Origin of the sequence: Dechloromonas sp. ARDL1 (genome assembly GCF_051122455.1) — a bacterium.
In the GTDB taxonomy this organism is placed as follows: domain Bacteria; phylum Pseudomonadota; class Gammaproteobacteria; order Burkholderiales; family Rhodocyclaceae; genus Azonexus.
Genome location: NZ_CP168939.1, coordinates 2,022,314 through 2,046,874, shown reverse-complemented (window position 1 = coordinate 2,046,874; position 24,561 = coordinate 2,022,314). Strand labels below are relative to the sequence as shown.

23 protein-coding genes are annotated in these 24,561 nt (G+C 60.8%); 17 read left to right on the top strand and 6 right to left on the bottom strand.

All coding sequences use genetic code 11. The annotated features are described in order from the left end of the window. Together AB6Q56_RS10060 and AB6Q56_RS10055 are read right to left on the bottom strand one after the other, a co-directional pair. Positions 1 to 2,085 (bottom strand): TonB-dependent siderophore receptor, encoded by a 2,085-nt coding sequence (locus tag AB6Q56_RS10060; protein ID WP_434516908.1) that lies wholly within the window; start codon positions 2,083 to 2,085, stop codon positions 1 to 3. Positions 2,086 to 2,143: 58 nt separating this feature from the next. Next, a complete protein-coding gene (locus tag AB6Q56_RS10055; RefSeq protein ID WP_434516907.1) occupies positions 2,144 to 2,350 on the bottom strand; it encodes a hypothetical protein in 207 nt (68 codons plus the stop codon). Positions 2,351 to 2,811: 461 nt separating this feature from the next. On the opposite strand from AB6Q56_RS10055, the gene ppx reads away from it, so the two are divergent. Genes ppx through AB6Q56_RS10030 form a run of 5 tightly spaced genes read left to right on the top strand, consistent with a single transcriptional unit; the run spans position 2,812 to position 7,712 of the window. Beyond that, positions 2,812 to 4,314 (top strand): exopolyphosphatase, encoded by a 1,503-nt coding sequence (gene ppx, locus AB6Q56_RS10050; RefSeq protein ID WP_434516906.1) that lies wholly within the window; start codon positions 2,812 to 2,814, stop codon positions 4,312 to 4,314. Further along, positions 4,311 to 5,417: an ABC transporter permease gene (locus AB6Q56_RS10045; protein ID WP_434516905.1), complete on the top strand. Its 1,107-nt coding sequence runs from the start codon at positions 4,311 to 4,313 to the stop codon at positions 5,415 to 5,417. Before ppx ends, AB6Q56_RS10045 begins: the two co-directional genes overlap by 4 nt. Next, complete coding sequence (locus AB6Q56_RS10040; protein WP_434516904.1) at positions 5,414 to 6,169, top strand: ABC transporter ATP-binding protein; 756 nt, start codon at positions 5,414 to 5,416, stop codon at positions 6,167 to 6,169. Before AB6Q56_RS10045 ends, AB6Q56_RS10040 begins: the two co-directional genes overlap by 4 nt. Positions 6,170 to 6,178: 9 nt before the next feature. Beyond that, positions 6,179 to 7,105: an MlaD family protein gene (locus AB6Q56_RS10035; protein ID WP_434516903.1), complete on the top strand. Its 927-nt coding sequence runs from the start codon at positions 6,179 to 6,181 to the stop codon at positions 7,103 to 7,105. Between the two features lies 1 nt (position 7,106). Continuing rightward, on the top strand, positions 7,107 to 7,712 hold the full coding sequence (locus AB6Q56_RS10030) for an ABC-type transport auxiliary lipoprotein family protein (protein WP_434516902.1): 606 nt from the start codon (positions 7,107 to 7,109) through the stop codon (positions 7,710 to 7,712). On the opposite strand, the gene AB6Q56_RS10025 is transcribed toward AB6Q56_RS10030, so the two are convergent. Then, positions 7,709 to 8,332: a TetR/AcrR family transcriptional regulator gene (locus tag AB6Q56_RS10025; protein ID WP_434516901.1), complete on the bottom strand. Its 624-nt coding sequence runs from the start codon at positions 8,330 to 8,332 to the stop codon at positions 7,709 to 7,711. The two genes, AB6Q56_RS10030 and AB6Q56_RS10025, sit on opposite strands and share 4 nt — an antisense overlap. 117 nt (positions 8,333 to 8,449) lie before the next feature. Here AB6Q56_RS10025 and AB6Q56_RS10020 point away from each other — a divergent pair, with 117 nt between their 5' ends. The 10 genes from AB6Q56_RS10020 (at position 8,450) to dnaB (ending at position 17,517) form a co-directional block, all read left to right on the top strand. Further along, positions 8,450 to 9,211: an electron transfer flavoprotein subunit beta/FixA family protein gene (locus AB6Q56_RS10020; protein WP_434516900.1), complete on the top strand. Its 762-nt coding sequence runs from the start codon at positions 8,450 to 8,452 to the stop codon at positions 9,209 to 9,211. A gap of 2 nt (positions 9,212 to 9,213) precedes the next feature. After that, complete coding sequence (locus AB6Q56_RS10015) at positions 9,214 to 10,146, top strand: electron transfer flavoprotein subunit alpha/FixB family protein (RefSeq protein WP_434516899.1); 933 nt, start codon at positions 9,214 to 9,216, stop codon at positions 10,144 to 10,146. A gap of 36 nt (positions 10,147 to 10,182) precedes the next feature. Continuing rightward, positions 10,183 to 10,848: an energy-coupling factor ABC transporter permease gene (locus tag AB6Q56_RS10010; protein ID WP_434516898.1), complete on the top strand. Its 666-nt coding sequence runs from the start codon at positions 10,183 to 10,185 to the stop codon at positions 10,846 to 10,848. 41 nt (positions 10,849 to 10,889) lie between these two features. Further along, entirely contained in the window at positions 10,890 to 12,698 is a 1,809-nt protein-coding gene (locus AB6Q56_RS10005; RefSeq protein WP_434516897.1) for a type IV pilus assembly protein FimV, read from the top strand. A gap of 5 nt (positions 12,699 to 12,703) precedes the next feature. Next, entirely contained in the window at positions 12,704 to 14,485 is a 1,782-nt protein-coding gene (locus AB6Q56_RS10000) for an acyl-CoA dehydrogenase (RefSeq protein WP_434516896.1), read from the top strand. A 114-nt stretch (positions 14,486 to 14,599) separates the two neighbouring features. Further along, entirely contained in the window at positions 14,600 to 14,974 is a 375-nt protein-coding gene (rpsF, locus tag AB6Q56_RS09995) for a 30S ribosomal protein S6 (RefSeq protein ID WP_434516895.1), read from the top strand. A 67-nt stretch (positions 14,975 to 15,041) separates the two neighbouring features. Beyond that, positions 15,042 to 15,326: a primosomal replication protein N gene (gene priB, locus AB6Q56_RS09990; RefSeq protein WP_434516894.1), complete on the top strand. Its 285-nt coding sequence runs from the start codon at positions 15,042 to 15,044 to the stop codon at positions 15,324 to 15,326. Continuing rightward, positions 15,298 to 15,573 (top strand): 30S ribosomal protein S18, encoded by a 276-nt coding sequence (rpsR, locus tag AB6Q56_RS09985; RefSeq protein WP_027458986.1) that lies wholly within the window; start codon positions 15,298 to 15,300, stop codon positions 15,571 to 15,573. Before priB ends, rpsR begins: the two co-directional genes overlap by 29 nt. A gap of 18 nt (positions 15,574 to 15,591) precedes the next feature. Continuing rightward, complete coding sequence (rplI, locus tag AB6Q56_RS09980) at positions 15,592 to 16,038, top strand: 50S ribosomal protein L9 (protein WP_434516893.1); 447 nt, start codon at positions 15,592 to 15,594, stop codon at positions 16,036 to 16,038. Between the two features lie 69 nt (positions 16,039 to 16,107). Continuing rightward, entirely contained in the window at positions 16,108 to 17,517 is a 1,410-nt protein-coding gene (gene dnaB / locus AB6Q56_RS09975; RefSeq protein WP_434516892.1) for a replicative DNA helicase, read from the top strand. A gap of 6 nt (positions 17,518 to 17,523) precedes the next feature. Here the strand turns inward: dnaB and AB6Q56_RS09970 are convergent, their stop codons facing one another. From AB6Q56_RS09970 to AB6Q56_RS09960, 3 genes are all read right to left on the bottom strand, one after another. Beyond that, the gene (locus tag AB6Q56_RS09970; protein WP_434516891.1) at positions 17,524 to 18,801 is read right to left on the bottom strand and encodes a transglutaminase-like domain-containing protein; all 1,278 of its coding nucleotides are present in this window, start codon (positions 18,799 to 18,801) and stop codon (positions 17,524 to 17,526) included. Between the two features lie 83 nt (positions 18,802 to 18,884). Next, complete coding sequence (locus AB6Q56_RS09965; protein ID WP_434516890.1) at positions 18,885 to 20,306, bottom strand: PhoH family protein; 1,422 nt, start codon at positions 20,304 to 20,306, stop codon at positions 18,885 to 18,887. Positions 20,307 to 20,335: 29 nt separating this feature from the next. Further along, the gene (locus AB6Q56_RS09960; protein ID WP_434516889.1) at positions 20,336 to 20,791 is read right to left on the bottom strand and encodes a peroxiredoxin; all 456 of its coding nucleotides are present in this window, start codon (positions 20,789 to 20,791) and stop codon (positions 20,336 to 20,338) included. 77 nt (positions 20,792 to 20,868) lie between these two features. Here AB6Q56_RS09960 and AB6Q56_RS09955 point away from each other — a divergent pair, with 77 nt between their 5' ends. Both AB6Q56_RS09955 and AB6Q56_RS09950 read left to right on the top strand, forming a co-directional pair. After that, positions 20,869 to 23,013 (top strand): ABC transporter substrate-binding protein, encoded by a 2,145-nt coding sequence (locus AB6Q56_RS09955; protein ID WP_434516888.1) that lies wholly within the window; start codon positions 20,869 to 20,871, stop codon positions 23,011 to 23,013. Continuing rightward, positions 23,010 to 24,182, top strand: a complete 1,173-nt coding sequence (locus AB6Q56_RS09950) for a methyltransferase (protein ID WP_434516887.1) — start codon at positions 23,010 to 23,012, stop codon at positions 24,180 to 24,182. Before AB6Q56_RS09955 ends, AB6Q56_RS09950 begins: the two co-directional genes overlap by 4 nt. The last annotated feature ends 379 nt before the right edge of the window (positions 24,183 to 24,561 follow it).

Genomic DNA, 24,561 nt, shown 5'->3' with positions numbered 1-24,561 from the left:
TCAGAATTCGACCTTGGCCGTGACTTTCAGGGTGCGCGGTGCGCCGACGCCGAGCAGGCCGTTGCCGGCGGTACTCCAGTAGTTCTTGTCGGTCACGTTGTCGACTACCGCCTGGAAAGTCGTGCGCTTGCCACCGATTACGGTCGTATGGCGCGCACCAAGGGACAGCGTGGCATAGCTGTCGACGAAGGCCTGATTCTCATTGTTCACCGGCCGCTTGCCGACATAGTAGATGCCGCCGCTGAGCGCCAATCCCGGAACGGTCGGCAGCCGGTATTCGGCGAACAGGCTGGCGGTGCGTTCCGGCGTATTGTCCGGAGTCTTGCCGAAGGTGGCGGCATTGGCCGCATTCAACTGCTTGGCCTCGAGAAAGAGGAGCGATGCAATCAGCGACAGGTTCTTGGTGACTTCGCCGCTGGCGGCCAGTTCGACGCCCTGGTATTGAGCCAGACCGTTCAGCACGAAGCGGTTGCCCGAATCGACCGTGGTCGACGGGCGTTTGATGTCGAAATATGCAGCCTGGAACAAGATGCCCTGCGCCACCTCGGCCTTGATGCCGATTTCCGTTTGTCTCGAGAGCGCCGGTGGCAGCAGTTCACCCGCGTTGGCCCGGTTGCCGGGGGCGAAGCCGGTTTCCTCGACCCCTTCCAGATAGCTGCCATACAGGGACATGCGGTGCGTCGGTTTGTACATCAGCGCTGCCGCCGGATTGAGTTCTTTTGCCTGGTAGCGCGTGCTGCTCGTCACGCTCTCGTAGCGGCTGCCGCGAACGCCGAGCATGACCTGCCACTGCTCGCCGAACGAAATGCGGTCGAACAGGTACCAGCCGGTGTCCTTGATCGTCGACCGGTTCGGGCCGCTTGCGATGCCTGGCGAGCGCTCGGCGACGGTTAGCGGGGTGTAAAGGTTTTGCGGCACATCCGCCAGGGACGAAGTGCCGGGATTCTGGCTGCGCTCGTTGGTGGCGAAGCCGAGGGCCAGTTCGTGGGTCATCCACTGCCCGGGCAGGCGGCCGGATAATTCGGTGCGGTAGTTCTCGTTCTCCCACTCTTGGGCGCGATTGAAGAAAATGCGCAGGGTGCCTTGGCCGGTGGCGAGGTTGTAGTTCTGGAACTGGGAAAAATTGCGCTCACGCTCGATACGTGCCTTGCCCGCTTCGAACAGCACGGCCCAGTTGTCGTTCAGGGCATAATCGGCGCGGAACAGCAGGTTGCTCGCCTCGGCGTCGAATTTTTGCCACTCTCCGGCCAGATTGCGCCGCGCATCCGGGACGCCGGGCAGTGTTACTTTCCCGCCGACGGCGGCTGGCACGGCAATCGCGGCCTGTTCGGAGACGTTCTTGCGGTAGCGTTCGAAGTCGAGCTTGAACGAAAGCTTGTCGCTGGCGCGCCAATCGAAGGCAACGGCGGCCAAGGAGCGATCGCCGGAGAAATTGTCGATGCCGATATCCTCGCGCCCTTCGAGCAGGTTGACGCGCACGCCGAATTGCTGCTCGCCGCCGAAACGCCGCCCCAGGTCGGCATGAATGTTCGCGCCTCCATGCTGGTTTGCCGATACGGTTAGATTGGATACCGGCGCCTTGCCGGCACGCTTGGTCACCAGATTGACAATCCCGGATGGCGGTACGAAGCCGTAGTAGAGCGATGATGCGCCTTTCAGCACTTCGACGCGCTCTTTGTTCTCCAACGGAATATCAAGCAGGTTGACGACCGGCAGTGAGCCGTTGAGACGATAGTTGCTGCGGTTTTCAACAAAGATGCCGCGGATGGCGATGTTGTCGAAGGTCGAGCCGTTCAGCTGGGCGCGGGTGACGCCGGCCGTATTGCGCAAGGCGCCGAAGAGCGTGTTTGCCCCCTGCGCGTCGAGCACCTCGCGGGTAATCACGTTGCTGGTCTGCGGTACGTCGAGCGGTGAGGCATCGCGGAATGTACCGACCTGGACCGTATTGGCCTTGAAACTGCCTTGATACTCGGAGGTAACGGTCACAGCGGGCAGTTCCTTGGCCGCGTCGGCCTGCGCGTTGGCCTGGGGTGCGGACAATGCGAGAGAAAAGAAGCCTGTCAGGGCAGATAAGCGAAATCGCATGGGGATACCTTCTTGAAGAACAGTGAGGGAAATAAGGACAAAGCAAGCGGCACCGGAATCAAGCACCGAAGTACAGCCGCTCCGGGTGCGGGTGGGGGGGCTCCACACCATCGAGAATGCTGTTGAGGATCATGGCGTCTTCCCCCAGATGCCCGAGGCTATGCTTGGGGATTGAGTGGGTAGCTTTGCCGATGGGGGCGTGACACAAAGACGTCGAAACCAGCCGGCTTGCAGCCTGAAAGACTGCAACTGAGTTGAATAGCATGACACCTCCCGCCAAATGAAACCGATGACAAATGGCTGGCTTGGCCTGGAGAGGCGTGGCGGGCTGAGGGGATGACTCCAGTAACTGGGCGGCTGCGCCAACCCTTGATGCAAATGATAATTGCTATCAATGCCGTTGTCGATATTCGTTCATGGTGGTGTTACGCGGTACTCCTGTCATGTGTCTGGCGAGAACCGCATATTGTCTTGCTGTAAGCGTTTCGCATCGAAAAGTGGCATTGTCCGATGCGCTCTGGCTGTTGATTCATGCGATCGCCCCTTGGCCAGTCTTTTGGGACTCACAGTGTTTTTTTTGTTTAACTGCTTGATTTTTATTTCGTATTTTGTGGCGGTGATTGAGAAAGGTTGGCGGCTGTTTTTTTTCTTGCCAGACCGTCGGAAAGGCATTTAACGGTGGGTGGTAGAATCCCCGCCAATCCAAGCAACCTGCCGTTTTCTCCGATGATTTACGAAACCGTCGCTGCCGTCGATCTGGGTTCAAACAGTTTTCGCCTGCAAGTCGGGCGTGTGGTCGATGACCAGATTTATACCCTCGATTCGATGAAGGAGCCGGTTCGTCTGGCTTCTGGGTTGATGCCCGATAAGCGCCTGGATACAGCCTCGCAGGCCAGGGCCTTGGATGGTTTGCGCCGCTTCGGCGAGCGTTTGCGCGGCCTGGATGGCGGTGCGGTGCGCGCCGTGGCGACCAATACCTTGCGTGTCGCCAAGAATGCGGCCGAGTTCCTGCCGCTGGCCGAGGAAGCCCTGGGCTTCCCGATCGAAATCATCGCCGGGCGCGAGGAGGCGCGGCTGATCTATATCGGCGCCTCGCATTCCATGCCATCGGCGGCGCACAAGCGCCTGGTCGTCGATATCGGCGGCGGTTCGACCGAATTCATCATCGGCAAACGGCACGAGCCGCAGCTGATGGAATCGCTGTACATGGGCTGCGTCAGCTATACGCTGCGTTTCTTTCCGGATCGCCGGATCGACAAGAAGCGTTTGCGGGAAGCCCAGGTGGCGGCGGCCAAGGAAATCGAGTTGATCGCTCACGACTATCAGCGCATGGGCTGGAAGGAGGCGGTCGGTTCCTCGGGCTCGGCGCGCGCGATTGCCGACGTGCTCGAACTCAACGGGCTCAATCCCAACGGCGAAAGCGGCATTACCCGGATCGGGCTGGACCGGCTCTGCGCCCTGCTCATCAAGGCCGGCTCGGCGGAGGCGCTCGATCTCCCGGGAATCAAGGGCGACCGCCTGCCCGTGTTTCCGGGGGGCGTGGCCATCATGTCGGCCATTTTCGAAGAGCTGGGCATTGAGCGGATGACCTACGCCGATGGCGCGCTTCGTCTCGGCGTCCTCTACGATCTGCTCGGGCGTTTTCATCATCACGACATGCGCGATGCGACGGTGAAACAGTTCCGGCGTCGCTATCAGGTCGAAGGTGATCAGGTCGAGCGGGTGGAAGCGACTGCACTTTCTGCCTTGATGCAGGCCACCGGTGGCGCCCCGGCGGAGCAGGATGTCCAGTTTTTGACCTGGGCTTGCCGTTTGCATGAAATCGGTATTTCGGTGGCGCATAACGCCTACCACAAGCACGGTGCCTACATCCTGACCTATGCCGACATGCCGGGCTTCTCGAAGAAGGATCAGGCGCGGCTCGCCATGCTGGTGCTCGGCCACCGCGGGAAGCTGGAAAAGCTGGGGGGCATACCGGCTTCCGACAGCGCCTGGAATCTGATCTTTGCTCTTCGTCTGGCCGTACTCCTTCATCGTACGCGCGATGACCGTCCGCTACCGGCCTGGCACGTCGAACGCACACCCGGAGGCTATTTGCTCGACCTGCCCGGCGACTGGCTGGCGGCCAACCCTTGGACGGCGGCCGCATTTGGCGAGGAAGCCGCGGTCTGGAAGGCCATGGGTCGGGAATACGTCCTGAAATCCAAGCCGGCGAGGAAATCCGCGTGAGCGACCGCCCCCGCTTGCATGTCGAGCCGGGGAGGGTGGTGTTGTCCGGCGCATGGACCTTGGCGGAGATGCTGCCAAGACTGTCCGAATTGCAGGACGGACTGACGGCGGCGACCAACGGAAAGCGGCAGTGGGATTTGTCCTCCTTGACCCGTCTGGACAGCGCCGCTGCTGTTTTGCTGTGGCGTGCCTGGCAAGGAGAATGGCCGGCTGCCGTGGATATTGGCGACATGCACCGCCGCATTGTCGAGCGGGTGGCCGAACTGCCCCAGGAAATGCCGCCGCCGCCGGTCGCGCGCGTGCACTTGCCCGAGTTCATCGGGCATTACCTATTCAAGGCCGCGGCCAACCTGCGCGGTATGATCGCCTTGTTCGGACAGTTGATTCTCGATGGCTTTTTCCTGCTTGGGCATCCGAGGGATATTCCTTGGCGAGAGTTCGCCGCCAACGTCTACAAGGCCGGCGCGCTGGCCTTGCCGGTTACTGCGCTGGTCGGTTTCCTGATCGGGGTGACCATCAGCTACCTGTCGGCCCTGCAGTTGAAAAGCTTTGGCGCAGACCTGTTCATCGTGAATATTCTCGGCATCTCGATCATCCGCGAACTCGGGCCGGTACTGGTTGCCGTGCTCGTCGCCGGTCGCTCCGGTTCGGCGATGACGGCGCAGATCGGCGTAATGCGGGTGACGGAGGAAATCGATGCGCTGTCGACCATGGGCATTTCGCGGAGCATACGTGTCGTACTGCCTAAAGTCGCCGGGTTGACGGTGGCCATGCCGCTGCTGGTGCTGTGGACTTCGGCGGTGGCCATGTTCGGCGGCATGCTGGCGGCGTTGCTGCAGCTGGATTTGTCGCTGGTTTATTTTCTTGAAAACCTGCCGCGCGTGGTGCCGGTCAGCAACCTCTACATCGGCTTGGGCAAGGGGTTCGTATTCGGCTTCGTAATCGCGCTCGTCGCCTGCCATTTCGGCTTGCGCGTCAAGCCCAATACCGAGAGCCTGTCCGCCAACACGACGAGTGCCGTGGTTACATCGATTACGACCGTTATTCTGGTCGACGCCATTTTTGCCGTATTCACCCGGCAGGTCGGTGTGCCGCAGCTATGAGCCGGCAAACGGTCATCGAGCTGGATGGCGTGAACACCAGTTTTCGCGGGCAGGTTGTCCATCGTGACCTCAGCTTGCAGGTGAAAGCGGGGCAGATCGTCGGCTTGCTCGGTGGCTCGGGGAGCGGAAAGACGACCTTGCTGCGCGAGATCCTCGGGTTGCATCGGCCGGATGCGGGCATTGTCCGCCTGTTCGGCGTCGATCTGAACGAGCCGGATATCCAGGTGCAGCGCAATATCCGTCGCCGTCTGGGTATGCTCTTCCAGCATGGCGCCCTGTTCTCGGCCTTGTCGGTGTACGACAACATCGCCTTCCCCCTGCGCGAGTTACGTTGCCTCGACGAGGACTGGATTCGCCGTCTGGTGCATCTCAAACTGGCCATGGTCGGTCTGGGGGCCACGCATGGAAAGCTGATGCCGGCCGAGCTTTCCGGCGGTATGGTGAAGCGTGTGGCGCTGGCGCGGGCGCTGGCGCTCGAACCGGAGCTGCTGCTGCTCGACGAACCGACGGCCGGGCTCGATCCGGATCGAAGCCAGAACTTCGTCGAGCTGATCGGGGAATTGCAGCGTGAGCTGGGCCTGACGGTGGTCATGGTCACCCACGACCTGAATACGCTGGCCGGCCTGGCGAGCCATGTCGCCATTCTGGCCGATCATCACATCATCGCCCACGGAACGCGCGCCGAAATCATGACCATCGATCACCCCTTCGTGACCGGCTTTTTTGGCGCGGACCGCCGGAAGCTGCTTTAATTACGGGCAATGGAAAACAAGTCGCATGCCTTCGCTGCCGGCCTCTTCGCCCTGCTACTCGGGTTGGCGGCCATCATCGCCCTCTACTGGCTGGGGGGCGCGCGTGACGAGTCGCATGACTATATCGTCGTCACCAAGCAGAACATTGGCGGCCTCAACCCGCAAGCCCAAGTGCGCTACCGCGGCATCCGGGTCGGCAAGGTTAGCGATATCCGCCTCGATCCGGACGATTACAGCAATATCCTGATCACCATTTCAGTCAACGAAAACGTGCCTCTGACCACCGGTACGGTGGCCAAGTTGAACTACCAGGGGGTGACCGGGCTGGCACACATCCTGTTGCTGGAAACCGGCAAGGACAGCACGCCGCTCGAACCCAACGATGAAGTGCCTCCGCATATCGCCATGATTCCCTCCTTGTTCGACGAATTGGGCGAGACGGGCGCAGCGACCCTCAAACAGGCCAAGGTTTTGATGCAGAGCGCCAATTCGCTGCTCAACGACGAGAATAGGGCGCATCTGACTGCGACATTGGCAAATCTGGAAAGCGCTTCAGCCAATTTGAAGCCGACGCTGGAGAATCTGAATGCCACCCTGGTGCAGGTCAAGAAGGTGCTTGATGACCGCAACATCAAGCATTTCTCGCAAGCGGCTGGCGAAGTCGGCCCTCTGCTGGCCGATACGCGGGTGTTGGTCGGCAAGATGCAGGCGGCAACGGACAAGCTGGATGTCGCCATCGGCGATGCATCGGCCGGCGGCACCTCGGCGCTGATGCCCCGCTTGAACGAGCTGGCGCAGGATTTTTCGCTGACTTCGCGGCAACTGAGCCGGGTCTTGCGCATACTCGAGGATACGCCGCAGGGACTGGTGTTTGGTGTGTCACCGCAGTCGCCCGGGCCTGGTGAAGCTGGTTTCAATCCGACGGGAGGGCAGTGAGGTGGCGAAGCTGCTCGGATTGTTCTGCTGTCTGCTTCTGGCTGGCTGCTTTACCTCCGGAAAGCGCGGGGGCGATGCGCCGTTGGCAATCTATGATTTCGGGCCGTCCCGTGCGGAAGCGATGGTGGTCCAGCGACGGGTGCCCTTGGCGCTGGAGGTCAGGGCGCCGTTGTGGTTCGACACCATGGGTATCGACTATCGGCTGGCCTATGTCGATGCGGCGCGTTTGCGCGAATACGCCAAGGCTCGCTGGGCTGGCCCGCCAGCGCTGTTGTTGCAACAACGCTTGTCGCAACAGCTTCGCCTGTCGCCGTCCGGGCAGGGGCAGGCGCGTTGCCTGCTGCGCGTCGAGATTACCGAGTTCAGTCAGGTTTTTTCGGCGCCGACGGCCAGTCGGGGGGTTGTGCAGGGGCGGGTCGTGTTGCTTGACCGGTCGCGCCGCCAGGTCGCCGAATTGCCGGTCAATCTTGAAAAAACGGCGGTGACGCAAGATGCCCGAGGGGGCGTGGGAGCCCTGACCGAGGCAGTCGATCAGCTGGCGGTGGACCTTCGTGCGTGGGAGGGCGTGCTGACCGACAAGCCGCTGACCGGAGCCTGTTTCAGCTAGCTGGAAACGATGCGTTCGGCAATCCGCTGCTTGAGGTCTGACAGGTTATCGTCGAAGTGCGTGTAATGCATCAACGACAAGCCAAAGACGCAGGCGTAAAGCAACAGGCTGCGGCTCTTGGCTTCGGCGTCGGTCATGCCGGAATTGACAAACAACTTGCGCGTGCACTCGAGCCGATAGAGGTCGACTTCTTCGACAACGGCGGCAGCCTTGGTGTCGTGCCGGGCCCAGTCGCGTACGGCCAGTTCGATCGACATGCCTTTCCGATTGCGGTTCGCGCCATAGACCTCGATGACGTAATGCAATTGGTCGCGCGGGTCGCCCTGCATCATCGCCGTGGTCTTCTCGATGTCGCGGATGCGGCCTTCCTTCCAGCGGGCAAGGACAGCGTCGAGCAGGGCCTGACGGTCCTTGAAATGCCAATAAAAACTGCCCTTGGTAACGCCGCAATGCTTGGCGAGTACCTCGACGCGCAAACCGGTAACCCCTTCGCGGGCGAAGACGTCGATCGCCGCGTCGACCCAGGCGTCGGGGTCGAGTTGCGTACGCGGCTCGGCGCTGGTGCGACGGGCACGAGTTGGTGGTTTAATGGCGGTGGACTTGACAGGTTTGTTTTCCATACGCTACCGTATGCTTTTCCATACGACACAGTATGGTCATTGTGCTGATTGAGTCAACGTCTGTCAAACAGGCGATGCTGGTTATACAAAATCTAACCGAGTAAAAGGAGAAGGCTTGTGAAGATTCTGGTCCCTGTAAAACGGGTTATTGACTACAACGTGAAGGTACGTGTGAAGGCGGACGGGTCGGGTGTTGATCTGGCCAACGTCAAGATGAGCATGAACCCGTTCGACGAAATCGCCGTCGAAGAAGCCGTGCGCCTGAAAGAAGCCGGCATTGCCACGGAAGTCATCGCCGTCTCCTGCGGCGTTGCCGCCTGCCAGGAAACCCTGCGCACCGCCATGGCCATCGGAGCCGACCGCGGCATTCTCGTCGATTGTAGCGAACTGAGCGACGTCGACCTCCAGCCGCTGGCCGTCGCCAAGCTCTTGAAAGCCCTGTGCGACAAAGAGCAACCGCAACTCGTCATCTGCGGCAAGCAAGCCATCGACGACGACGCCAACCAGACCGGCCAAATGCTCGCCGCCCTGCAAAACTGGCCGCAAGCCACCTTCGCCTCCAAAGTCGTCCTGGCGGATGGAAAAGCCACCGTCACCCGCGAAATCGACGGCGGTCTCGAAACCCTGCAGATCACCCTGCCGGCCGTCGTTTCCACCGACCTGCGCCTGAACGAACCGCGCTACGCCACCCTGCCCAACATCATGAAAGCCAAGAAGAAGCCGCTCGACACCGTCAAGCCGGCCGACCTTGGCGTCGACGTCACCCCGCGCCTGACCACCCTCAAGGTCACCGAACCTGCCAAGCGCAGCGCCGGCGTCAAGGTCGCCGATGTGGCCGAACTGGTGAACAAGCTCAAGAACGAAGCCAAGGTGATCTGATCATGACCATTCTCGTTATTGCCGAACACGACAACGCCGCCCTCAAGGCCGCCACCCTCAACACCGTCGCTGCCGCCCAGAAGATCGGTGGCGACATCCACGTCCTCGTCGCCGGAACCGGCTGCGCAGCCGCCGCCCAACAAGCCGCCGGCCTGCAAGGCGTCGCCACGGTCAAGGTTGCCGATGCCGCCCACTACCAGAGCCAGACCGCCGAGAACCTCACCGCCCTGGTCATCGCCAACGCCGCCGGCTACAGCCACATCCTCGCCCCGGCCACCACCTTCGGCAAGAACCTTGCCCCGCGTGTCGCCGCCTTGCTCGATGTTGCCCAGATCTCCGAAATCACCGCTGTCGAATCGGCTGACACCTTCGTTCGCCCGATCTACGCCGGCAACGCCCTGGCCACCGTCAAGAGCGCCGATGCGGTGAAAGTCATCACCGTGCGCAGCACTGCCTTCGACGTCGTCGGCACCGGCGGCAGTGCCGCGGTCGAAAGCATTGCCGCGGCAGCCGATACCGCCCAGAGCACCCTGACCCACCGCGAACTCACCAAGTCCGAGCGTCCGGAACTCGGTGCCGCCAAGATCATCGTCTCCGGCGGTCGTGGACTGGGTAGCGGCGAGAACTACCACAAGCTGCTCGAACCGCTCGCCGACAAGCTCGGTGCTGCGCTGGGCGCTTCCCGTGCCGCCGTCGATGCCGGCTTCGTGCCCAACGACTACCAGGTCGGCCAGACCGGCAAGATCGTCGCCCCGCAGCTCTACATCGCGGTCGGCATCTCGGGTGCCATCCAGCACCTGGCCGGCATGAAGGACTCCAAGGTCATCGTCGCCATCAACAAGGACCCGGACGCCCCGATCTTCCAGATCGCCGATTACGGCCTGGTGGCCGACCTGTTCGAGGCTGTGCCGCAGTTGGAGGGGGCTGTAGGTTGATGTCACAAGGTCGGTTGCCGGCACTAGAATAGCCATGTGAATCTGACCGATACCTTGTTGGGCGAAGCGTGGTACTGGGTGGCTTGGGCTGTCTGGGTGCCGCTCTTCGCCTTTTGCATTTTTGCGGCGCCGTGGGGCCGTCTACGCGACTCGGAGTGTCTGAATGTCTGGCTGGGCATGATTGTCCTGCTGACGCTGATCTGGAGCCTGAAGGCTGGTGTCAAGCCGGGGTTGGCTCTCCATTTGTTGGGTGCAACCGTCTTTACGCTGAGCTTTGGCCCATCGCTGGCCTTTATCGGATTGTCTTTTGTTACGCTGGGTGTGGCGCTGAACGATGGAACGGGGGCTTTCGCCTACGCGATGAATGCACTTCTTCTGGGTGGTCTTGGCGTTTTTTTCAGCCAGGGCTTGCATCGGGTCTTTTCCTGGATATTTCCTCGGCATTTCTTTGTGTACATATTCATCCACGCTTTCCTGGGGAGTGCCTTGACCATCGTGGGGGTGGGCTTCGGAATCACTGCCTTGCTGGCATTCGCAGGGGCGTATTCATGGGATTATCTGATTGAGGAATATTTCCTCTATTTCCTGTTGTTGGGTTTTTCGGAAGCTTGGTTATCGGGGATGGTTGTGACGTTATTTGTTGTTTACCGCCCGAATTGGGTGCTTACGTTTGACGACAATCGTTATCTGGCGGGGAAATAAGCGCTACAATTTCAACACTTTTGTCATTAGGGGTTTTCTTGTTGGATCGCGTTGCTGGCCGGGTTGCGGTTTCACTGTTGGCACTGATTCTTTCAGGGCGTGTATTTGCCGTCGGGTTGGGCGATATGCGAGGGCAGCCGGTTCTGGGTGAGTCGATAAGGCTCGAAGTGGCACTCTTGGGGACTGAAAAGCAGAGGCTGGATGCTGCTTGTTTTCGTTTGGTCCAGCCCATGTCAAGCGATGGGCTTCCTTGGCTGAAAAAGGCGACCATGGCAGTGCGCGGGGGGGCTTCCCCTGTTCTGGAGATACGCACCGAGGTTCCGCTTCGCGAACCGATCATGCAGGTGGCACTGTATTTGGGCTGCGGCCACGAGATTTCGCGTGACTACATCCTGATGGCCTCTCCGTCGATAGTCGGGGAAACTACACCGTTTGCTGCGTCGGCGATGGGGTCGGTTGCGGCAGAAAATCCGGGCGTCGCTCCACTCGAAAGGCGTCCCCCGAGGCTTCGTCCGCCTGCGCCCGCAGTGCTCGAAGAGGGGCAGGTTAAACCGGTTCCTCGTAAAGCGGGTCGGCGCACGCCTGTAGCGGCGATGCAGGATCGTCTGCTTTTGTCGGGTGATGAAGGTGTTTCTGCCGGCGAGCCGTCGTTGCGGCTGGCTACCGAATTGCGCAGTTCGGCAGTCCTCAAGGAGGCGCAGCGTGATGTCCTGAGGCTTGAGTTTCGGATGTTGATGGCGTTGCATGATCAGGCTGCGTCGCAAATGGCGACAGCTGAAAAACTGCGCAACATGGAAGGGACACATGGTGAGCTGCAGGCCAAAGCGGCGCAGTTTGCACAGCGCGTCGAGGCGGAGGTTGGTTCTGCGGTTCCCTCGTCTTCATCGGCTGCACCATCCGGGGCGGCGGCACAGAAGCTGGATTCGCTACCAGCGCCTACTGCACGGCCGGCCTCGCATCCAGCTCCGGTTGTGGTGGAGTCCGTTTCTGATACGCCTTGGGCGCTGTATGGATTGGCATTGGGTGTTTTCCTTGGCTTGTCCGGCTGGCTTGGCTGGCGTAAATATCGGGAGGTTCGTGAACTTCGGAGTGATGGTGCGCTTGATGACACGGCGGCACTTGCTGTTCCCGAGGTGCGTATCGATCCTAAACGGCTCGACGAGTATGATGGGGCGGCCAGCGATGTCGATCTCCATTTCGAACCAGTGGAAAGGGGCGGGGTGGCCCATGTAGACCTCGATCTCGATCTTGGCAACCATGCCCCGGAAGAAACTCCAGTCGCCGAGCGCGCTGTCGAGAAGGCTTCTTCGCGAGGTCCAGACTCGGTGCTTTCGATCAGTGCCACGACTCTGGATGAGCATTTCGAAGCCAATCCGGTCATGGAGCTGGCCGATATCATGTTGTCCTTCGGTCGGGTCAAGGGGGCTGCGCAGGCGCTTCAGGAATTCATCGATCACAACCCGGAAGAGGCCTTGCGCCCCTGGATTCGCCTGATGGATGTCTACCGCATGGCTGGCATGCGTGCTGAGTTCGAAACGGTCGCCCGCGATCTGAATCGGCATTTCAACGTGGAAATTCAGAGTTGGGATGGGCTGGCCTCGGAGATTTCCTCCGCTGCGACGACAGCCGATCAAACGGGTGCCGAGTCTTCGTACTCGCCGTCACTGGAGGATATGCCCCGGCTGATGAACACGGTTGTCGCCATGTGGGGTGACGGCGATGTCGTTGGTTACCTGTATCAATTACTGCGCGACAATCGTGGTGGTCAACGACAAGGGTTTGTACTGTCGGTGGTCGAAGACATCCTGTTCCTGATTGAACTGAAAGAAACCGCTAACCGAATGGAGTGAGGCTGATGAGCGAATATGTTGCCCCGTTGAAGGATATCCGTTTTTCGATGCAGGAATTGGCTGGTCTGGGGCAGGTAGTCGCTCTGCCGGGCTGCGAAGAGGCTTCACCGGATGTTGTCGATGCCATTCTCGATGAGGCGGCAAGGTTCGCCGGTGAGGTGCTGTCGCCGCTCAATCGTATTGGCGATACGAACGGTGCCAAATGGAAGGATACCGTCGTTACCTCTTCGCCAGGATTCAAGGAGGCTTATCGCCAGTTTGTGGACAATGGCTGGAATGGCCTGGGTTGCGAACCGGAGTTCGGCGGTCAGGGGTTGCCCAAGCTTGTTTCAGCCGCCGTCAGCGAAATGTGGAAAGCTTCCAATCACGCCTTCTCGCTGTGTCCGATGTTGACTCAGGGGGCGATCGAGGCGCTGACCATCGCCGGTTCTGATGAGCAGAAGGCGGCTTACCTGCCCAAGCTGATTTCCGGAGAATGGACCGGGACGATGAATCTGACTGAGCCAAATGCCGGCTCCGACCTGGCTGCCGTGCGTTCTCGCGCCGAACCGGTCGGTGACGGTGCTTTCAGGATTTTTGGCCAGAAGATCTTCATCACCTGGGGCGAGCACGACATGACGGACAATATTGTCCATCTCGTACTGGCCCGCACGCCTAATGCGCCAGAGGGGGTCAAGGGGATTTCCTTGTTTGTCGTTCCCAAGTTCCTGCTCAAGGCCGACGGTACGCCGGGTGAGCGGAATGACGTGTATTGCGTGTCGATCGAACATAAACTGGGTATTCACGGCAGCCCGACCGCAGTTCTCGCGTTCGGCGACAACGGCGGTGCCATCGGTACCCTGGTCGGCGAAGAAAATCGCGGGCTGGAATATATGTTCATCATGATGAACGCAGCCCGTTTCAACGTCGGTCTGGAAGGGCTGGGCGATGCTGAGCGTGCGTATCAGCGTGCGGTCGTCTATGCCAAGGAGCGCGTCCAGGGCACGGAACTGGGGGTCAAGGGCGGCCCGAAGGTGCCGATCATCAAGCATCCGGATGTCCGTCGCATGCTGATGTCGATGCGTTCGCGCATCGAAGCCATGCGAGCGCTGGCTTATGTTACCGCGGCCGCGCAGGACCATGCCCACTGCAATCCGGACGAGGCTGCGCGTCAAAAGGGGCAGGCATTTGCCGATCTGATGATCCCGGTGGTCAAGGGCTGGAGTACCGAAAGTGCCATCGACGTGGCATCGCTCGGCGTTCAGGTTCATGGCGGTATGGGGTTCATCGAGGAAACCGGCGCCGCCCAGCATTTGCGCGATGCGCGGATCACGGCCATTTACGAAGGGACGACGGCGATCCAGGCCAACGATCTCATCGGTCGCAAGATCGCTCGCGAGCAGGGTGTCACCATTAAGGCTGTGATTGCTGAAATGCGGGTCGATGCGGCTCTGTTGGATGGTGACCTGTCCGGCATCGGCGCCCGCCAGCGGGGTGGTATCGATGCCGTGGAAAAAGCAGTCGACTGGATCGTCGCCAACTTCAAGGGCGATCCTAAGGCGACCCATGCTGGCGCCGTGCCCTTCCTGTTTCTGCTTGGCATCGTAGCTGGCGGCTGGCAGATGGGGCGGGCTGCAATCATCGCCCGGGACAAATTGGCCACCGGTGACAGCGACCCGTTCTGGACTGCCAAGCTGGCGACGGTTCGTTTCTTTGCCGATCATTTCCTGACCCAGGCCGCCGGATTGGCCGAGTCTGTCGTGGCTGGCGCGGCCGGTGCACTGGAGATCGCAGACGACAGTTTCTGAAAATAAACGCTCGCCGTTCATTCAAAAGCCCGCGAATGTTGTTATAATCGCGGGCTTTTCAACCTTGCCCTACCGCAAACGCATGGCGGAGGGTTCATCCCAAAAGGAGTTTGCATGCGCCATTACGAAATCTGCTTTATCGTCCATCCGGACCAAAGCGAACAAGTGCCCGGCATGGTCGAGCGCTATCGCTCCATCGTGACTGCCAAGGGCGGTTCGATTCATCGTCTGGAAGACTGGGGTCGCCGTCAGCTGGCTTACCCGATCCAGAAGATCCACAAGGCCCACTACGTTCTGATGAACATCGAGTGCGACGGCGAGACGCTGAACGAACTCGAGCACTCGTTCAAGTTCAACGATGCCGTTCTGCGTCATCTGACTGTCAAGATGAAGGCTGCCGTGACTGCTCCGTCCCCGATGATGAAGGAAGAGAAGTCCAAGTCCCTGCTCGGTGGCGATGCCGCCCCGGCGGAACAGGCTGCTGCCTAAGCATATTGGTACGGGCTGACTGCTGAACAGCATCACGATCTCCGGGCTGCTGGCCGAGCGTAAAGCCTTGCGCTACACGCCAGCCGGAATTCCGGTCAGTGAAGGACGTTTGCAACACAACTCCTCGCAGATCGAAAACGGTGCACAGCGTCTGGTTGAGGTTGAAATCGCTGTCGTGGCCCTGGGTGAAAATGCCCGCTGGCTACAGGCTGCCCCTCTGGGGGGGCAGCTCAAGGTGACAGGGTTTCTCGCCGCCAGAAGTCTGAAAAGCCGGTCTCCTGTACTGCATGTGAATACACTCGAATATTTGGAAGGAAACGAAAATGGCTCGATTCTTCAAGAAGAAGGATGACGACAAGAAAAAGAAGCGCGGTGGCGGCCTGTTCAAGCGTCGCAAATTCTGCCGCTTCACCGCTGAAAAGGTCGAACAGATCGACTACAAGGATGTTGACGTCCTGAAGGAATATATCCAGGAAAACGCCAAGATCATGCCGGCTCGTCTGACCGGCACCAAGGCCGGCTATCAGCGCCAGCTGGGTACCGCTATCAAGCGCGCCCGCTTCCTGGCCCTGCTGCCGTACACCGACAACCATCAATAATTCTCGGGGAGACGAAACATGCAAATCATTCTGCTCGAAAAGGTTGTCAACCTGGGTAACCTCGGTGACGTCGTCAAGGTCAAGGACGGCTACGCCCGTAATTTCCTGATTCCGCAACGCATGGCCAAGCGCGCCACGCCGGCCGCCATGGCCGAGTTCGAAGCGCGCCGCGCCGAGCTGGAAAAGGCTGCCGCCGAGAAGCTGGCTGCCGCCCAGGGCGTCGCCGACAAGATGAACGGCACCAGCATCACCGTCACCCGCAAGGCCGGTATGGATGGCCGCCTGTTCGGTTCCGTCGGCAACGCCGATGTTGCCGAAGCGCTGAAGGCTGCCGGTTTCGATGTCGACAAGTCGGCTGTCCGCATGCCGGAAGGCCCGCTCAAGGCGATCGGCGAGTTCCCGCTTGATATCGCCCTGCACACTGACGTGCTGGCCAACATCACCGTGACTGTGGCTGCTGAGTAATTTTCAGCTTCGCTGTCAGTAAAGAAGGCTCCGCAGATGCGGGGCCTTTTTTAATTTAAACTTCCCGCCATGAATCAGCGCCCACCCAAATCCAAAGTCACTGACGCCACCCTGGACTCCCTGCGCGTTCCGCCGCACTCCATCGAAGCCGAACAATCGGTCCTCGGCGGCCTGTTGCTCGACAACCAGGCCTGGGACCGGATGGGCGACCTGGTTACCGATACCGATTTCTATCGTGACGAACACCGGCGTATCTTCCGGCAGATTCGCAATCTGCTGGAGCGCGCCAAACCGGCTGACGTTGTAACGGTTGCCGAGGCACTGGATGGTGCGGGCGAGGGCGACCAGACCGGCGGCCTGGCTTACCTCGGCGAGTTGGCTGCCAACACGCCATCTGCCGCCAATATCAAGCGCTATGCCGAAATCGTGCGAGAGCGTGCGGTATTGCGCCAATTGGTGGCGACGGCTGACGAGATCGCCGCCGATGCGCTGAATCCCTTGGGGCGCGACGCGGAAACCCTGCTCGACGAGGCGGAGTCGAAGATTTTCAAGATCGCTGAAGCGGGGGCGGGGCACAACGAAGGATTCGTGCATATCAATCCGCTGCTGACCCAGGTGGTCGAGCGTATTCAGGAGTTGCATGATCGCGAAAACCCGTCGGATATTACCGGCGTCCCTACCGGTTTCATCGATCTGGACCAGAAAACCTCCGGTTTCCAACCCGGAGACCTGATCATCGTCGCCGGCCGTCCGTCGATGGGCAAAACGGCGTTTGCATTGAACATTGCTGAAAATGTGGCGGTTGATTCCGGTTTACCGGTCGGTGTTTTCTCGATGGAAATGGGCGGCGCCCAACTGGCCACGCGTATGCTGGCTTCCATCGGCCGCCTCAATTCGCAGAGTTTGCGTACTGGCCGGATGAGCGACGACGAGTGGTCGAAGCTGTCGTTCGCCCTCGGCAAACTACACGAAGCCCCCATCTACATCGATGAGACCGGTGGCCTGAGCCCGGCCAACCTGCGCGCCCGCGCCCGTCGTCTGGCCCGCCAGTACGGCGGTAAGTTGGGCTTGTTGGTCATCGACTACATCCAGCTGATGTCCAGCAACAAGCAGGGTGAAAGCCGGGCCAACGAAGTGTCGGAAATCTCGCGCTCGATCAAGTCCCTGGCCAAGGAGTTGCAGGTGCCCATCGTCGCGCTTTCCCAGCTTTCGCGTAAGGTCGAGGAGCGGACCGACAAGCGGCCGATGATGTCCGACTTGCGCGAATCGGGCGCTATCGAGCAGGATGCCGACGTGATCCTGATGATGTACCGCGACGAGTACTACAACAAGGAAAGCCAGGACAACAAGGGCATGGCCGAGGTCATCATCGGCAAGCAGCGTAATGGTCCGACCGGCACGGTGCGCCTGGCCTTCCTGGGCGAATACACGCGCTTCGAGAACCTCGCCAGTGGTGGCTTCGTCGATTCGCCCAACTGATTTTCGCTAGATTACGACCTGTCGCGTCTTGATGGCGTATTGCGCGCCATCGTCGACAGTACGGCCGGATATTTCCAGTTGTGGGTGAAGCAGGAAAGGTATCGCCGAGTTCTTGCCGGGCAGGGTGATGTCGGTGCCCAGGTTGAAGGCGATCCAGTTCATTTCCCAGACGCCGAACAATATCTTGCGCAACGAGATCAGTTTGCTGTCGCGGTCGGACATGATTTCCATGGCGATGACCCGGCGCACGTCGCTCGGATCGACCGGCACCCAGCCGTAGCCCGGGATGTAGAACTCGGCCCGGACGTGCTGGCCGCGCGTGGCATCGTCACCGGAAATGCCCAAGCTGCGGAAGAGGCGCGAGGAGCCGGTACGCAAGCCGTAGACGCAGCGGGCCGGAATACCGATGGCACGGCAGATGCTCACGAACAGGCCGTTGATGTCCGCCGATTTCCCACCATACTGGCCGCTGATCAATTGCTTGCGGACATCGCCAGTGCCGCAGCCGGGCAGGCTGGGGTCGTAAGTCGTATTGTCGACCACCCAGTCGTAAATGGCCTTGGCTTGGGCTACCGGATCCTTGATCCGCCCCAGGATGCGTTCGCCGAGTTGGAAAGCGAGTCCGTCGTTGGGAATCAGTTGCGATGCCTGCAGATTGCGGCGCAGGATGTCATCGCGTTCCGGCGCTACGGTACGCTTGGTGACATCGAAATGGCGGTCTGCCGTGGTTACCAGCGTAGTCAGCTGCAGTCGGGCATCGCCGCCATCCGGCCATTCGCAATGGAAAACCTCGAGGTCGCCATCCGGCAGGCGGCGCATGCCGGCGTTGGCCGGGTTACCGGTCCATGAGTGGCCGAGCGTGCGTTGATAGAGGGTATCCTGATTCAGCGGCAAGGGGAGCCAGAAGCGAGTCGGGCCGCTCCTGCCCTTGAGGTTGACGGTGGTGGTGATTTCATAGGTCCGCCACTCGTTGGGCGGCTCGGGGGCCTTGACCGGGGGCAGGCGCGAGGCTGAAGTGCCTTGCGGCGGGCGTTCGATGACCGGGTCGTCGGCGGTGTGTACCGCCGACTGTTGCGGCTTTTGGGAGGTGAGCTGCCTGCCATGCGTGCCCCGGCCCGATGGTTTGGCTGAGCGCGAGCCAGGCTTGGTGGATCCGGGTTTGGCTTTGGCGGCTCCTGTAGGCTTGGTGCCGGTTGCCGGTTTGGTTTGTTTCTTGGTAGCCCAGGCTTCGGAAGCAAACAGGGAGAGTGCTGCGGCAGATGCCAGAAAGTCGCGACGTTTCAAAAAATTCCTCCGGCGGAAGCTGTCCGTGGCTGAAACGAAAGGGCCGTGTCGCTGACACGGCCCCTTTACTTGTGTGCGGCGGATTATAGCACTTCGGCCGCGTGGTCAGCCAGACGCGAGCGCTCGCCGCGTTGTAACGTAATGTGACCGGAATGTGGCCAGCCTTTGAAGCGATCGACCACGTAAGTCAGGCCGGAACTGCCCTCGGTCAGGTAAGGCGTGTCGATCTGCGCGATGTTGCCGAGGCAGATCACCTTGGTCCCAGGGCCGGCGCGGGTGACCAAGGTTTTCATCTGTTTCGGCGTCAGGTTCTGCGCCTCGTCGATGATCAAGTACTTCTTCAGGAAGGTGCGGCCGCGCATGAAGTTCAGTGACTTGACCTTGATCTTCGAGCGGATGATGTCGTTGGTCGCCGCCTTGCCCCAGTCACCGCCGTAGGGGCCGCTGTCCTCGGAGTGGGTCAGCACTTCCAGGTTGTCTTCCAGCGCGCCCATCCACGGCGCCATCTTCTCCTCCTCGCTGCCGGGCAGGAAGCCGATGTCCTCGCCGACCGGCACGGTGACGCGGGTCATGATGATCTCGGCGAAGTGCTTGCTTTCCAGCGTCTGGGTCAGGCCGGCGGCCAGCGTCAGCAGGGTCTTGCCGGTACCAGCCTGGCCGAGCAGGGTGACGAAGTCGATATCCGGATTCATCAGCAGGTTGAGCGCGAAGTTCTGTTCGCGGTTGCGCGCTGTGATGCCCCACACGGCATTCTTGGGGTGGGTGTAATCGACCAGCGTTTCCAGCACGGCCGTCTTGCCGGCTGTTTCCTTGACGATTGCGGCGAAACCGTCGCTTTCCAGCCAGACGAATTCATTGACCAGGAATTGCGGGGAAAGCGGGCCGGTGACCTTGTAGTAGGTCTTGCTGTCCTTCTTCCACGACTCCATGCCCTTGCCGTGCTTGTCCCAGAAGTTGTCCGGGAGCGGGCGGGTGCCCGAGTAGAGGATGTCGGTATCCTCCAGCACCTTGTCGTTGAAGTAGTCCTCAGCCAGCAGGTTGAGTGCTCGCGACTTGATGCGCATGTTGATGTCTTTCGACACCAGGATGACCGGGCGCTTGGGGAATTTCTTCTGCAGGTGGATGACTACCGACAGGATCTGGTTGTCGACCTTGGAGGTCGGCAAGCCCTGTGGCAATTCACCGTTGATCGCCTCGGTCTGCAGGTAGAGGCGACCGCTGGCCAGTTTGGAAGAGGGGCCGTAGAGGTCGATACCTTCATCGATATCGACTTCGTCGTGAGCCAGCATTTCGTCCAGCATGCGCGAGGCCTGGCGGGCGTTGCGGGCGATTTCGGTCATCCCCTTCTTGTGGTTGTCCAACTCCTCCAGGGTCATGATCGGAATGAAGATGTCGTGTTCCTCGAAGCGGAACAGACAACTCGGGTCGTGCATCAGCACGTTGGTGTCGAGGACGAAGATCTTGGTAACGGCGGGCTTCTTTGCGGCAGCGGGTTTGCGCGGCATGAGGGGGCCTTTGGTCTGGGGTTGGGAAATCAGAGCGTCTGCACGTAGGCAAGAACTTCTTCGACATGGCCGGGCACCTTGACGCCCCGCCACTCGCGGCGCAGCACGCCCTTGCCGTCGATGACGAAGGTGCTGCGTTCGATGCCACGCACCTGCTTGCCGTACATCATTTTCTGCTTCATGACGCCGAACAGGGTGCAGACCGCTTCGTCGGCATCGGAACCGAGTTCGAAGGGAAAGCCTTGCTTGGCCTTGAAGTTCTCGTGCGACTTCAGGCTGTCGCGCGAGATGCCCAACACGACCGCATTGGCGGCAGCGAACTGGTCATGAAGGTCGCGGAAATTCTGGCCCTGCGTGGTGCAGCCTGGCGTGCTGTCCTTGGGGTAAAAGTAGATGACGACCGTTTTGCCGGCTTGGTCAGGCAGGTTGAAGGATGTGCCGCCGGTGGCTGGCAGCGAGAAGTGGGGGACTTTTTTGTCGAGCATGGACTGCCTCTCTGTTGTTTGTTTGAGCCATTGTGGTCAATGGGCAGCCGGGCGGTCAAGTTGTTAAACTGCTCGCCATGCGAAAAATCTGTGCCTGCCTTTCCCTTGTTGCTGCGTTGTCCGGATGCGGACAGACCTGGAACGACCCGTATCCGGCCGCCGATGCCGGGCGGAATGTGCTCTACACGGCGTTTACCGAGCGTCCCAAGCACCTCGATCCGGCGCAGTCCTATGCCGAGGATGAGGCGACCTTCACGGCGCAGATTTACGAGCCACCGTTGCAATATCACTACCTCAAGCGCCCGTACCAGCTGGTTCCGGCCACGGTCGAACAGGTTCCCGTGCCGCGTTATGTCGATGCCTCCGGTCGCGTCTTGCCGCAGGATGCACCGGTCGAGCGTATCGCCGAGAGCGTTTATGAACTCAGGCTCAAGCAGGGTATTCGCTTTCAGCCGCATCCGGCCTTTGCCATCAACGCGCAGGGGCGGCCCGAGTATCTCGGTCAAGGCGCCGCCGAAGGCCGCCAGTCGATTAGCGACTTTCCGAAACAAGGGACTCGCGAGCTGACCGCCGATGACTACATCTACCAGATCAAGCGCCTTGCCCATCCCCGGCTGCATTCGCCCATCTTCGGGATGATGGCCGACAAGATCGTCGGCCTGAAGGAACTCGGTGACGCGCTCGGCAAGGCATCCAAGGACCTGCCCAAGGACGGCTGGCTCGACCTTGACGCCTTCCCGTTGGCGGGTGTCGAAAAGGTCGATGCCCACACTTGGCGCATCCGCATCAAGGGCAAGTACCCGCAGTTTGCCTACTGGCTGGCCATGCCCTTCTTCGCGCCGGTGCCGCGCGAGGTCGATCGTTTCTATGCCCAGCCCGGCATGGCCGAAAAGAACCTGACGCTCGACTGGTGGCCGGTCGGCACCGGGCCCTTCATGCTTACCGAGAACGACCCGAACCGTCGCATGGTGCTGTCGCGCAACCCCAATTTCCACGGCGAAGCCTACCCCTGCGAAGGCGAACCGGGCGACCGCGAGGCCGACCTGCTGGCCGATTGCGGCAAGCCGCTGCCGCTGCTCGACCAGGCGGTTTTCACCCGCGAAAAGGAGGCGATTCCCTACTGGAACAAGTTCCTGCAAGGCTATTACGACGCTTCGGGGATTTCCTCGGACAGCTTCGACCAAGCCGTGCGCGTCAATGTCGGCGGCGACGTGGCGCTGACCGATGAGATGCAGGAGAAGGGCATTCGTCTGCTCACCTCGGTCAAGTCCTCGATTTTCTACATGGGTTTCAACATGCAGGACCCAGTCGTTGGCGGCCTCAATGAGCGGGCGACCAAGCTCCGCCAGGCGATCTCCATCGCCATCGACCAGGAAGAGTTCATCTCCATCTTCCAGAACGGTCGCGGCATCGCCGCGCAAAGCCCCCTGCCGCCGGGCATCTTCGGCTACGAGGCAGGTGAGGCCGGACTGAACCGCACGGTGTACGACTGGGTGGACGGCAAGCCCAAGCGCAAGCCAGTCGAGGCGGCCAAGAAACTGATCGCCGAGGCCGGCTACCCGAATGGCCGCGACGCCAAGACCGGCGAGCCGCTGGTCGTCAATCTCGACACCACCGGCGGCGGCATGGGCGAAAAGTCACGGCTCGACTGGCTGACCCGCCAGTTCGCCAAAATCGACATACAACTCGTCGTTCGTTCGAGCGACTTCAATCGCTTCCAGGACAAGATACGCAAGGGCAACGTTCAGCTTTTCTACTTCGGCTGGAATGCCGACTACCCCGATCCCGAAAATTTCTTCTTCCTGCTCTACGGTCAGGAGGCCAAGGTGCCGCATGGCGGCGAGAATGCCGCCAACTATGCCAATACGGCATTCGACGCGCTGTTCGGACAAATGAAGAACATGGACAACACACCGGAGCGCCTGCAAATCGTCCGCCGCATGAACGCCATCCTGCACCACGATGCGCCCTGGGTTTTCGGCCTGCACCCCAAGAGCTACACACTGAGCCACCGCTGGCTGACCAACCGCAAACCCAACGACGTCGCCAACAACCTGCTCAAGTACCAGCGCATTGACGGTGTCGCCCGCGCCGAGGCGCGCAAGGCATGGAACGCACCAGTGCTGTGGCCGCTGGCTGTCGGTTTCGTCGTGCTGCTGGCTGCTGTTCTGCCCGCCTGGCTCGGCTATCGCCGCCGTGAACGCGGCGCCGCGCTGAGGTGAGGGCCGCCGAGCATCGCCGGCAACTCGACATCGCACTGCTGGCCTGGCGCGACCTCTGGCACCCGCAACCCTTCCGCGAAGCGCGCCCGGTCTGGTGTGAGCAATGGCCGGCGCTGACTGCCGCCTTGCTGGCGCTGAGCGATGCTGAAGCCGCCCACCTCAACGACGACGTCACCGACGCGCTATGTTGGCTGGCCGGCTACCTGCCCGATATCGACGCCCTGCTGCCGCTGATCGAGATTTCGGCCGCCGAACATGCGCCGCCACCCGTGCCCGGCGAGCGCTGGGCGTGGGAAATCCCCGGCCGCAAACGCTCGCAGATCGAAGCCTTCGCTGGCGCCGTTAAGTCGGGCGGCGAGGGCATCATCGACTGGTGCGGCGGCAAGGGCCACCTCGGGCGCCTGCTCGGTCTCGCCTGGCAACAGCCGGTGCATACGCTGGAGATCGACGCTGCACTGTGCGCCGACGGCGAGCACCTGGCACGCCGCATCGGCCTCGACCACCGTTTTCTCGAATGCGATGCCCTGGCTGTCCCCGACTGGCCGCGCCAGGGTCAGCACGCTGTTGCCCTGCACGCCTGCGGCAACCTCCATCGCCGCCTGATCGAGCGCGGTGCCGGGGTAGGCGTCAACCGCTTTGACGTCGCGCCGTGTTGCTACTACCGGGGCATCGAAACGCACTACCAGCCCTTGAGCGCCAGCGGTCAGCTGCAACTGACGCGCGACGACACCCGCCTCGCCGTCACCGAAACCGTCACTGCCTCACCGCGCCTGACGCGCCAGCGCGACCACGACATCGCCTGGAAGCTTGCCTTCACCGAATGGCGCGCGCAGCTTAGCGATGCGCCGTACAAGACCTTCAAGCCGGTACCGGCCTCCTGGCTGCGTGGCAGCTTCGCCGATTTCCTCTCCCGCATGGTTGCCCGGGAAAATCTGCCGGCGCCTGAAGTGCCCCATCTGGAGGCCATCGAGGCCGTTGGCTGGCAACGCCAGCGGGAGGTCATGCGCCTCTCCATTCCCCGTCACGCCTGTCGCCGCTCCCTCGAACTCTGGCTTGCCCTCGACCTGGCCGAATACCTCGAAACATGCGGCTACAAACCTAGTCTCACCACCTTCTGCAACCGCCAACTGACACCACGTAACCTGCTGCTGACGGCGTGGCGGGTGTGATTTCAGGTGGCGAATCCAGTTGCGGAATGGGCGTGTGCGAGGGTTAGGTTGCCGAAATCGCGAACCATATAAGGCAAGCCGATATTCCGAGCGCTAACCAACCAGGGTGGCGTCCCTTGGTTCCAAACAAAACCAAAAGACTTCCTATCAGGCAAGCGGTTGCTATCGAATGTGACAGCAGCGGTATGGCTGGGAAGTTCTTGGTTCCTGTTTGAAAGAGAATGAATGCAAGCACGAAGCCAAAGACGGTCGTTAAGTGCCAGCTTGCCCACAGAATACGAATATTGCGTTCCTTTAGTGGCGGGGCGCTTCGATTTGGGACTATCTGGCCCCCACTGACCTTTCTGAAAATCATGAGCTCGCCAATAAGCGAGTGTGC

Excerpts from the sequence above, each read along its gene's own strand:
- AB6Q56_RS10060 (WP_434516908.1), bottom strand. The coding sequence starts at position 2,085 with ATGCGATTTCGCTTATCTGCCCTGACAGGCTTCTTTTCTCTCGCATTG.
- AB6Q56_RS10055 (WP_434516907.1), bottom strand. The coding sequence starts at position 2,350 with ATGCTATTCAACTCAGTTGCAGTCTTTCAGGCTGCAAGCCGGCTGGTT.
- ppx (WP_434516906.1), top strand. The coding sequence starts at position 2,812 with ATGATTTACGAAACCGTCGCTGCCGTCGATCTGGGTTCAAACAGTTTT.
- AB6Q56_RS10040 (WP_434516904.1), top strand. The coding sequence starts at position 5,414 with ATGAGCCGGCAAACGGTCATCGAGCTGGATGGCGTGAACACCAGTTTT.
- AB6Q56_RS10035 (WP_434516903.1), top strand. The coding sequence starts at position 6,179 with ATGGAAAACAAGTCGCATGCCTTCGCTGCCGGCCTCTTCGCCCTGCTA.
- AB6Q56_RS10025 (WP_434516901.1), bottom strand. The coding sequence starts at position 8,332 with ATGGAAAACAAACCTGTCAAGTCCACCGCCATTAAACCACCAACTCGT.
- AB6Q56_RS10015 (WP_434516899.1), top strand. The coding sequence starts at position 9,214 with ATGACCATTCTCGTTATTGCCGAACACGACAACGCCGCCCTCAAGGCC.
- AB6Q56_RS10000 (WP_434516896.1), top strand. The coding sequence starts at position 12,704 with ATGAGCGAATATGTTGCCCCGTTGAAGGATATCCGTTTTTCGATGCAG.
- rpsF (WP_434516895.1), top strand. The coding sequence starts at position 14,600 with ATGCGCCATTACGAAATCTGCTTTATCGTCCATCCGGACCAAAGCGAA.
- rpsR (WP_027458986.1), top strand. The coding sequence starts at position 15,298 with ATGGCTCGATTCTTCAAGAAGAAGGATGACGACAAGAAAAAGAAGCGC.
- rplI (WP_434516893.1), top strand. The coding sequence starts at position 15,592 with ATGCAAATCATTCTGCTCGAAAAGGTTGTCAACCTGGGTAACCTCGGT.
- dnaB (WP_434516892.1), top strand. The coding sequence starts at position 16,108 with ATGAATCAGCGCCCACCCAAATCCAAAGTCACTGACGCCACCCTGGAC.
- AB6Q56_RS09965 (WP_434516890.1), bottom strand. The coding sequence starts at position 20,306 with ATGCCGCGCAAACCCGCTGCCGCAAAGAAGCCCGCCGTTACCAAGATC.
- AB6Q56_RS09960 (WP_434516889.1), bottom strand. The coding sequence starts at position 20,791 with ATGCTCGACAAAAAAGTCCCCCACTTCTCGCTGCCAGCCACCGGCGGC.
- AB6Q56_RS09955 (WP_434516888.1), top strand. The coding sequence starts at position 20,869 with ATGCGAAAAATCTGTGCCTGCCTTTCCCTTGTTGCTGCGTTGTCCGGA.